Origin of the sequence: Streptococcus suis (genome assembly GCF_002960425.1) — a bacterium.
GTDB classification, from domain to species: Bacteria; Bacillota; Bacilli; order Lactobacillales; family Streptococcaceae; genus Streptococcus; species Streptococcus suis_S.
This window is the reverse complement of sequence record NZ_POIZ01000037.1, coordinates 17,688-27,892: the sequence shown is the minus strand read 5'-3', so window position 1 is coordinate 27,892 and position 10,205 is coordinate 17,688. Positions and strand designations below refer to the sequence as shown.

General features: G+C 42.5%; 7 protein-coding genes and 1 pseudogene. 6 read left to right on the top strand and 2 right to left on the bottom strand.

The annotated features are described in order from the left end of the window. A pseudogene (locus C1G57_RS04465) lies at positions 1–1,034 on the bottom strand (IS110 family transposase); the annotation flags it as partial. A 238-nt stretch (positions 1,035–1,272) separates the two neighbouring features. Between C1G57_RS04465 and C1G57_RS04460 the strand changes: the two are divergent. Together C1G57_RS04460 and C1G57_RS04455 are read left to right on the top strand one after the other, a co-directional pair. Beyond that, entirely contained in the window at positions 1,273–1,983 is a 711-nt protein-coding gene (locus tag C1G57_RS04460) for a 2,6-dichloro-p-hydroquinone 1,2-dioxygenase (RefSeq protein ID WP_238595247.1), read from the top strand. 12 nt (positions 1,984–1,995) lie between these two features. Further along, on the top strand, positions 1,996–2,598 hold the full coding sequence (locus C1G57_RS04455; RefSeq protein WP_105113918.1) for an alpha/beta hydrolase: 603 nt from the start codon (positions 1,996–1,998) through the stop codon (positions 2,596–2,598). 28 nt (positions 2,599–2,626) lie between these two features. Here C1G57_RS04455 and pepF read toward each other — a convergent pair whose 3' ends face one another. Continuing rightward, the gene (gene pepF / locus C1G57_RS04450; RefSeq protein ID WP_105113917.1) at positions 2,627–4,417 is read right to left on the bottom strand and encodes an oligoendopeptidase F; all 1,791 of its coding nucleotides are present in this window, start codon (positions 4,415–4,417) and stop codon (positions 2,627–2,629) included. Between the two features lie 162 nt (positions 4,418–4,579). Between pepF and C1G57_RS04445 the strand changes: the two genes are divergently transcribed. The 4 genes from C1G57_RS04445 (at position 4,580) to C1G57_RS04430 (ending at position 10,145) form a co-directional block, all read left to right on the top strand. Then, positions 4,580–4,918 carry an ATP cone domain-containing protein gene (locus tag C1G57_RS04445; RefSeq protein WP_105109201.1) on the top strand — a complete coding sequence of 113 codons (339 nt, stop codon included), beginning with the start codon at positions 4,580–4,582 and terminating at the stop codon, positions 4,916–4,918. A 431-nt stretch (positions 4,919–5,349) separates the two neighbouring features. Beyond that, positions 5,350–6,717, top strand: coding sequence for a H2O-forming NADH oxidase (gene nox / locus C1G57_RS04440; protein WP_105113916.1), 1,368 nt, complete (start codon positions 5,350–5,352; stop codon positions 6,715–6,717). Positions 6,718–6,843: 126 nt separating this feature from the next. Further along, a complete protein-coding gene (pcrA, locus tag C1G57_RS04435; RefSeq protein WP_105113915.1) occupies positions 6,844–9,123 on the top strand; it encodes a DNA helicase PcrA in 2,280 nt (759 codons plus the stop codon). 332 nt (positions 9,124–9,455) lie between these two features. Continuing rightward, on the top strand, positions 9,456–10,145 hold the full coding sequence (locus tag C1G57_RS04430; RefSeq protein ID WP_105113919.1) for a YjjG family noncanonical pyrimidine nucleotidase: 690 nt from the start codon (positions 9,456–9,458) through the stop codon (positions 10,143–10,145). Positions 10,146–10,205 lie beyond the last annotated feature (60 nt).

Here is a 10,205-nt window from a genome sequence, read left to right as displayed (position 1 = left end):
TGACTAGCTGAAGCGATATTGTGAATGCACTTGAACAGAATCTTTCTAGCGTAGGGATTGCCACGCTTGGTAATGTGTTCCTTAGCGATGAAGTTTCCAGATTCATAGTGTCTCAGGTCAATTCCGATAAAGGCATTGATTTGATTGGCAGACTGAAAACGGCGAATATCTCCCAGTTCACCAATAATACTTGTTGCAGTAGTCTCAGCGATACCAGGAATAGAAAGCAAAATGTCATACTCTGATAAAGGTTAGGCTAGTTCCACCATTTTGTCTAAGATTGCTTGTCTCTGTTCAGAAAGTCTAAGCAATTCTTTTGCATAGTAACGAACCTCTTCCATGATTGGAGAGGTTTTCTTGACGGCACAATAAGATTGATTGGCTAGAGCTACCAGCTTCTCGGCTAAGTAGGCCACACGCTTGTCCGAAATCCGTTTTGAAGTGGACAGACGGATGCTCTTTGAGAGTTCATCCTTGCTTAACTCAAGAACGAAGTCCTTGCAAGGAAAGGCTATGACCAAGTTCCAGTATTGTTCCCCAGTTGGCGTTGACAAGATAGTTTCCAATTCAGGGAAAGTGACCTGTAAGACCTTGTGCAGACGATTTTTAGCTCGAACGATGTCCTCGGTCAGATTCTGATAGAAACGGCTGAGATCCCGCAAGTTTTGGTAGACTTCTTTTTGGACATACGTCGTTTTACGATTCAGTACAAACTGAGATTGAGCTAGTTTTTCGGCGTCAATTTGATCTGTTTTTCTCACACGCAAGCTATCCAGTTGCTTCTTGGCTTCTAAGGGATTGAGTCGTGTATAAGCGTAGCCATGTTCATCCAGAAAAGTTTGAAGACGACGAGAATAGACGCCTGTTGCTTCAAAGATGATTTCTGGCTTGTGGACGGTTTTCAAATCGCCAAGTAGCCGAGAAAAGCCAATGGCATCATTGGACATGGTATAGCCATGAACTTTCTCGCCGTTAACTAGAATGGCTACTTCTGAACTTACTTTACTCACGTCAATCCCAAATACTACTCGCATGATATTACCTCTTTGTCTTGAATGATTCCTTGTTTTAGTGATGTCATTTTCAATACTCGACGTCTGGCGTCCCACATACTTTGATAACATTCTTTCTAAAACAGGTGTCTTGCCAGTTTTTGTTGCGACGTCTAGCGTCAAAAAGCCCTACGACTTAACAAGACACCTCTACTTTATCATAAAGAAAAAGTAGTGAGTACTTTCTCCCGTCGGAGATTTCCTCACTACTAATCTTAGTATGTTTTTGGTTAAAGATTTTGCTGCCTTGGAATTCTGGCAGAAAAGACTGACAGAGTTTGCAGTGGAAAACGAAGGAATTCAGGCCTTTGGAAATGGACATATTTTAAATTTCCAAGATGAAGACGGGCAGTTGCTTGGTTTGACCTATCATGACTCTATCGGAGAAATGTTTCCATATGAAGCAGATGAAATTCCGTCGGAATACGCCATTCTTGGTATTGCCAGTCTTCACATGCGAATTCGTGAAGAAAAGGCATTACTAAGTTTGCTGACCGAAACCTTTGGATTTGTCGAGGAAAGCCGATTTGTCTTTGAAGATAAGATGGTGATTTCTCTACTCTTTGACAACACCTTCCAACATCGACTTTATTTGATTCTTGACCAAGGGTCGCCAATCAGCGTGATGGGAGTTGGGGCTATTCATCATATCGCGTTTGGTGTCTTAGATGAGTCCGACTTGGAAGACCTGATTAGTCGCTTAAATCTCATCAATCGTCCACATTCTGGTATTATCAATCGAGATTTCATGCATTCCTTGTATTTCCGAGCGCCAAATTATCTCATGTTTGAAGTTGCGACCATGGCTGGCGAAAGAGAGGCTGCTATGCCAAGACAAGATAAGCAGCTAGATAATGTTGAACTGTTTTTGCCAAGTTTTTTTGAAGAGGACAGACAGGAAATCGAAAAAAATCTCTCCCACCGTTACTAGGAGAAAAGAGATATGGATTATCGCTTTATCAAAGGGACCAGTCCCCGTCTTTTGGTCTTTTTTCACGGTACAGGCGGCAATAAGGAATCACTGCTCTTTCTCCACCAACAGCTCGACCCAGAAGCCTCCGTGCTTTCCTTGGATGGAAGTTGGGTTCAAGGCAGGGACAGGCGTTTCTTTGCACCTCTCATTGACGGTCAGCTGGGTCTTGTCGATTTTGAAAAGCGATTGTCGGCTTTTCTGGATTTTTGGCAGGACTTAGACATGCAGCACTACCAAGAGATTACCTTCGTTGGCTTTTCAAATGGTGCCAACTTTATCATGGGCTTGTTAACCAAACAGCCAAATCTGGCGGACAATTATATCTTGCTCCATCCTTCGGCTTTAGATTATGCGTTTCCTATGCAAAATAGCAGAGCAGAGATTTTGGTTACACTGGGGCAGAATGACCCATATGTCGACCCAGTCGCTCTTGAAAATCTTGTAGATGACTGGCAAGCATCAGCTTTTCCCAAAGCCAACCTAGCTCGTTTTGACAAAGGTCATTTTTTAAGCCAGGATGAATTGACCTATGTGAGAAATTGGTACCAAGAAAGAACAGACAAAAAGGCCTGAACCAATATGTTCAAGCCTTTTAATTATCTTAGATGAGCGATTCCAATTTATCCACCAAGGAACCAACGTAGGCGATGGTTTCTTTCAGTGGTTGGTCAGTTGAAACGTCGACACCTGCGTGTTTAGCAAGGTCTTGGGCAGATAGACTTGCACCAAGTGACAAGGTTTCCAACCATTTTTCAACAACTTCTTCAGGATTTTCTTCTAGTTGTTTAGCCATGGCTGTACCAATGGTCAAACCAGCTGAGTAGGTATATGGATACAAACCAATGTAGTAGTGTGGTTGACGCATCCAGATAAGACCTGCATCGTCACCGATTTCAAAGTCTTCACCCCAGAATTTCTTGATGACATCCAACTTGATTTGGCAGAGAATATCACCATTGAGGTATTCTTCATTGTCCAAACGAGTGTAGACTTCACGTTGGAAGGCTGCTTCAAGCAAGTGAGTGACCATGTTGTGGAAGTAGGTACGGCTGATCAACTCGCTAATCAAGTAAGCCTGGAAACCAGGATCTTGATTGTTTTTCAAGAGGGTATTACAGGTCAAGACCTCGTTAGCAGTAGATGGTGCTTCGATGAAGTATAGTGATGGTTCATAGCTAAGTACGCTTTGTTTTTTCGCCCATTGGAAATGACCAGCATGCCCCAATTCGTGAGCTAATACCAAGACCTCATTCATCAAACCTGTCCATGAAAGTAAGATGTAAGATGGTCCATCATACAAAGTAGCACAGAAGCCACCTGTTGCCTTTCCTTCGTTTTGAGCAAAGTCAATCCAACGCTCATCGAAAGATTGCTCGATCATTTTCACATAATCTTCACCAAGAATGCCCAAGCAGTCAATCAAGAATTGCTTGGACTCTTCTGGAGTGATGCGTTGGTTGTATTCAGAAGGCAGACTGATTTTCAAGTCAGCGTGTGTAATCTTATCCAATCCATGAGCCTTGGCAACCAATTTCACATAGCGACGCATGTGTGGAGCCAATTCCTTCATGATGACATCAATCTGTCGGTCGAAGAGGTCGCGAGATACGTTTTGACGATGCAAGAGGAAGTCAATGGTGCTGTCAAAGCCACGCAAGCGAGCTTCGATTTGCTCATTCTTGATGTGGGACAAATAAGTTGCTGCAGTTGTATTCTTATATTTTTTCAAGGTTGAATAGAAACCAGCAGCTGAATTGCGACGGATTTCGGTATCATGGCTGAGTTCATAATCATTTTCAAAGAGCACATAGCTATTACCAAGTGTTTCACCATTTGCCTCAAAGTTGTCAAAGGTCATATCTTCAAACTTGGTCACACCGTAGTTGTTATAGGGCTGGCCAAAGGTTGGTGCAAAGTTTGCTAGTAATTCTTCTTGAAGTGGGTGCAGTTGATACGGCTTGTCACGGAGAATAGCATCGAAGAATGCTGCCCATTGTGGTTCTTCCTCTTTTAATTCCAGCAGAACAGCCTCATCTAATTGACCAAGTTCTGAATAGAGGAAGTCCCATTTTGGACGGGCTTTGGCAGATACCAGGTCGTATTCGTTGGCTAGGCTAGCAAGCTCAGTGTTCATCTTATCGACTTCTAAAGGTAGGAAGGCGTAGTGGGAGAGTCTGCTGTCAAGAATGACCATTTTCTCGTATTCTGTCAAGGCAGCTACGATGGTTTCCTTGTCTGTTAGTTTTCCTTTGAAGTTTGTTTCGAAGGCAGTGACTTGATTTGCATAAGCAATCAAATTTTCTTTGTAATTTTCAGGTGTTGGAAATAGCAAATCTGTACTCCAAGTTAATTGCACATCAATTTCTTGACGCTTTGGCATTGCAGAAGTCATATATTTCTCCTTTTCTTAGTGATAGCTACATTATAACATAAGAATTGGTTTGAGGAAAAATAATGTTAGACCAATTTATGAAAAGAAAACTTGACAAAATGCGGAAAAACCTAGATAATAGAAGTATGAAAGGGTTTACTGAAAACCGGAAAGGAGTTAGATATGCAGGTTATTAAACGAAGTGGTGAAATTGTTGAATTTGATCCAGAAAAAATTTACCAAGCCATTATTAAGGCAGCTCAAACTGTATATGTAATCGACGATACATGGCGGAAAAACCTAGCACAAGTGACTAAAAAAGTCGTGCTTGATTTGGAAGAAGCTCATACAGAACGTCCAACCATCAGCATGGTTCAGTCACAAGTTGAGCATCGTTTATTGGATGCCGGCTATATTACCATTGCTGAACATTATATTTCTTATCGTTTGCAACGTGATTTGGAACGCAATGGCTATGCTGACAAGATTGTCGTTCATTTGCGCTTTGAGCAAATTCGATAAAGAAAAGATATGGAGAGTGGTGAAGTTAGCTTTCTTCCCTCTTCTTTTTATAGATATAGTCAAAAACTATAAGAATCTATATTTAAAAAGAATTTGTTAATCATCGATCATTAGCGTATAATATAACTAGTTAATCCCCAATGTAACTAGTTAAATCCCATAGTTCGTGCCTATGGGATTTTTTTGTGCATCCTATTTCTATAATAGAAAAAAGATATAGCTGCTGAGCTTGTATGCTAGGTCTACTTGGAATATGTGTTGCTAATAATAGACAGAGGCAATTTTGACCTTATTTACACACTTTTTCTGAAGGATAGTGAAATTTCTAGTAAAAAATGTGATATTTTGAGCAAAATTTTTGAAATCGGTATCAAAATCCAGTATAATGGATGATGTAAAAAAATATTTATTTTGAAAGTGAGATTTTACTTATGTCTAAAATCGTTGTTGTCGGTGCTAACCACGCAGGTACTGCCGCAATCAAAACTATGTTGACAAATTATGGTCAAGAAAACGAAATCGTTGTATTTGACCAAAACTCAAACATCTCATTCTTGGGTTGTGGTATGGCTTTGTGGATTGGTGAGCAAATTGCTGGTCCAGAAGGACTTTTCTACTCAGATAAAGAACAATTGGAAAGCCTTGGTGCTAAAGTCTACATGGAGTCACCTGTTACAGCTATCGATTACGAAGCAAAAACAGTTACTGCACTGGTAAACGGCCAAGAGCACGTTGAAGCTTATGACAAACTTCTTTTCGCTACAGGTTCACAACCAATCTTGCCACCAATCAAAGGTGCTGCAATCAAAGAAGGTTCTCTTGAATTTGAAGCAACTCTTGAAAACTTGCAATTCGTTAAATTGTACCAAAACTCAGCTGATGTTATTGAAAAATTGAAAAACAAAGACATCAACCGCGTAGCAGTAGTTGGTGCTGGTTACATCGGTGTTGAGCTTGCAGAAGCATTCCAACGTAAAGGTAAAGAAGTTATCCTTATCGACGTTGTAGACACATGTTTGGCTGGTTATTATGACCGCGACTTGTCAGACCTTATGGCTAAAAACATGGAAGAGCATGGTATCAAACTTGCCTTCGGTGAAACTGTTCAAGAAGTTGCTGGTGACGGCAAAGTTGAGAAAATCATCACTGACAAGAACGAATACGATGTTGACATGGTTATCTTGGCTGTTGGTTTCCGTCCAAACACTGCATTTGCAGGTGAAGGAATCGAGCGCTTCCGTAACGGTGCCTTCCTTGTAAACAAACGCCAAGAAACTTCAATCCCAGGCGTTTACGCTATCGGTGACTGTGCAACAATCTACGACAACGCTACTGGCGACACAAGCTACATCGCTTTGGCTTCAAACGCAGTACGTACTGGTATCGTAGCTGCTCACAACATCTGTGGTACTGACCTTGAAGGTATCGGTGTACAAGGTTCTAACGGTATCTCAATCTACGGTCTTAACCTTGTATCAACTGGTTTGACACTTGAAAAAGCTACTCGTCTTGGTTTGAATGCTGCTGTTACTGAAGTAACCGACAACCAAAAACCAGAATTCATGGAACATGGTAACTTCCCTGTTACAATCAAGATTGTTTACGATAAAGATTCACGTCGTATCCTTGGTGCGCAAATGGCTGCTCGTGAAGATATCTCAATGGGCATCCACCTCTTCTCATTGGCAATCCAAGAAGGCGTAACAATTGAAAAATTGGCATTGACAGACTTGTTCTTCTTGCCACACTTCAACAAACCATACAACTACATCACAGTAGCTGCCTTGGGTGCTGAATAATTAATTGAATCCAAAAGCTCAGAGATGACTCTGGGCTTTTTTGCTTGTCATCTATCACATTGCAACTGCCTATCGAGAGTTTTTTTGGTATAATGGAGAGAATGAATTTAGAGAGAGTATGAGAAAATGAACCAATTATTAAACGGAATGAATGACAGACAGGCAGAAGCGGTACAGACAACAGAAGGACCGCTTTTGATTATGGCAGGGGCTGGTTCGGGTAAGACACGTGTTCTGACCCATCGTATTGCCTACTTGATTGATGAAAAAATGGTCAATCCTTGGAATATCTTAGCCATTACCTTCACCAACAAAGCAGCGCGTGAGATGAAGGAGCGGGCCTATGCCCTCAATCCTGCTACGCAAGACTGTTTGATTGCTACCTTCCACTCCATGTGTGTCCGTATTTTGCGTCGTGATGCTGACCATATTGGTTACAATCGCAATTTTACCATTGTCGACCCAGGTGAGCAGCGCACCCTTATGAAACGGATTTTGAAAAATCTCAATCTGGACCCGAAGAAGTGGAGCGAGCGTTCTATTCTGGGAACCATTTCTAACGCCAAAAACGACTTGATTGATGACAAGGCATTTGAAGCCCAGGCAGGCGACCTATACACGCAGATTGTTGCTAAATGCTACACGGCTTATCAAAAGGAACTAAGACAGTCAGAGGCCGTTGACTTTGATGATTTGATCATGCTCACGCTCCGCCTTTTTGACCAAAATCCAGAGGTCCTGACCTATTACCAGCAGAAATTCCAGTATATCCATGTTGATGAGTATCAGGATACCAACCATGCCCAGTACCAATTAGTCAAGCTTCTGGCTTCGCGTTTCAAAAACATCTGTGTGGTCGGGGATGCAGACCAGTCTATCTATGGCTGGCGTGGTGCGGATATGCAGAATATCCTTGACTTTGAAAAAGACTATCCAGAGAGCAAGGTTGTGCTTTTGGAGGAAAACTATCGTTCGACCAAGAATGTCTTGCAGGCTGCCAATGAAGTCATCGAAAACAACCGCAATCGCCGTCCTAAGAAACTCTGGACCCAGAATGCCCAAGGGGATTTGATTACCTACTATCGTGCCAGAGATGAGAATGATGAAGCTATCTATGTCGCAGGGCAGATTGACCAGTTGAACCGAGAAGGCAAGGCCTATAAGGATTTTGCAGTTCTCTATCGGACCAATGCCCAGTCCCGTACCATTGAGGAAGCCCTGCTCAAATCCAACATTCCTTATACCATGGTCGGTGGCACCAAGTTCTACAGCCGTAAGGAAATTCGGGATGTGATTTCTTATTTGAATATTATTGCAAATCCGTCAGACAATATCTCTTATGAGCGCATTGTCAATGAGCCCAAGCGTGGAGTAGGACCTGGTACGGTTGATAAGATACGCGATTTTGCCAGCACACATGGTATGTCCCTGCTGGAAGCTTCGCAGGATATCATGCTGTCACCAGTCAAAGGAAAGGCTGCGCAAGCTGTCTTTGACCTAGCCAATCTCCTCTATAAGCTCCGCGACCAACTGGACAGCTTGACAGTGACCCAGGTGGTTGAGGCTGTCTTAAGCGAAACAGGCTACATGGATGCTCTTGCGGCACAAAATACGCTGGAAGCCAATGCCCGCATTGAAAACATCCAGGAATTCCTATCTGTTACCAAAAACTTTGATGAAAAGGATGCTGAGGAAGAAGAAACAGGTCTGGATAGGCTGACACGTTTCCTACTGGATTTGGCGCTGATTGCTGATACGGACGACGATAGCCGCGAGGCATCCGAGGTCACCCTTATGACCCTCCACGCGGCCAAGGGGCTGGAATTTCCAGTTGTTTTCTTGATTGGTATGGAGGAAAATGTCTTCCCACTCAGCCGTGCAACAGAAGAAGAGGACGAATTGGAAGAAGAACGACGTCTGGCCTATGTTGGTATCACACGGGCAGAGCAGACCCTCTACCTGACCAATGCCAACTCCCGCTTGCTCTTTGGTCGCAGCAACTACAATCAGCCAAGTCGCTTTATCCGTGAAATTTCCAGTGACCTCCTTGACTACCAGGGTCTTGCTCGTCCGGTCAATACTAGCTTTAAGGCTTCTTATGTCAATGGCAGAGCGACACAGTTTGGACAAGGCATGAGTTTGCAACAAGCCATGCAAAGTCGAAAAGCATCCGTACAACCATCGGCCAAGCTCGGAGGCAGTATGCCCTTCGCATCAAATAACAAATCGTCTGGCTCAGGCACCAACTGGTCAGTTGGTGACATCGCTGTCCACAAGAAATGGGGACGCGGGACTGTCCTTGAAGTATCTGGCTCAGGCAGCAATCAAGAACTCAAGATCAATTTCCCAGAAATGGGCCTCAAAAAAGTCTTGGCAAGCCTGGCACCGATTAGCAAGGAAGAGTAGTACAAAGCAGTCTTTTCACTGGATTAGACTGCTTTCTGTTATGACAAAACAATTTGTGATAGAATATGAGACAGAAAAGATGTTCGCGAAGGATATATATTCATTTAGTTTATCTTTTATTACTTATATGTAAGAGGAAACTCTGTTTCCTTATTTCCAACTTCAAACACTCCACTGGATTGTTTGTACTCGTTTTGCTGTACTCTGTAGAGTTGACTTGCTCCACAAGTGCTATTTCCAACCTTATACAGCCATTAGACTGTATAAGCAACCTGTCGCTCGTTGCCTTGTACTAAAAGCAAACTAAACAACTATAAAGAAAGGAAATGAAATTGCCATACAAACATTTATTATTCGACCTTGACCACACACTACTGGATTTCAATCGTGGAGAAGAAGTGGCCTTGACACAATTTTTGGAATCTATGCAAGTAGAGGATATTGCGGCTTTTAAAGAAGTCTATCGCCCTCTAAATCAAGGCATGTGGAAGGACTTAGAGAAAGGTCTAATTACCAAGAAAGAATTGATTAACACGCGCTTCTCCAAAACATTTGTTCACTTTGGTCGGGAAGTGGACGGTCAGGAGATGGCTGACCGTTATCAAGAATTTATTGGAAAACAGGGGCAAATTTTTGAAGGTGCGGACCAACTGCTGAAAGAATTGGTTAACCGAGGCTATCAGCTCTATGCCGCTACCAACGGCGTGACCTATATTCAGGAAAATCGCCTTCTAAACTCCCCTATTCAGTCCTATTTCACACAGGTCTTTATTTCCGAACAAATGGGTACAAAAAAGCCTGCGGCAGATTTTTATGAAAAAATAGCAGAGCAGATAGGGTGTTTGGACATGACCAGTTTTCTGATGATAGGCGACAGCTTGACTGCTGACATTCAGGGTGCAAATAATGTAGGTATGGATTCGGTCTGGTACAATCCTGAACAAGTCAGTCTTACAGGTCCGGCACAACCAACCTATACCGTTTCCAATTACCAACAATTACTGGACATTCTGAAAGAATAGATGGTCCTCTATGTAAGATAACGAATGGGAAAGTTAGAACTGGATCTGGTTTTAGCCAAT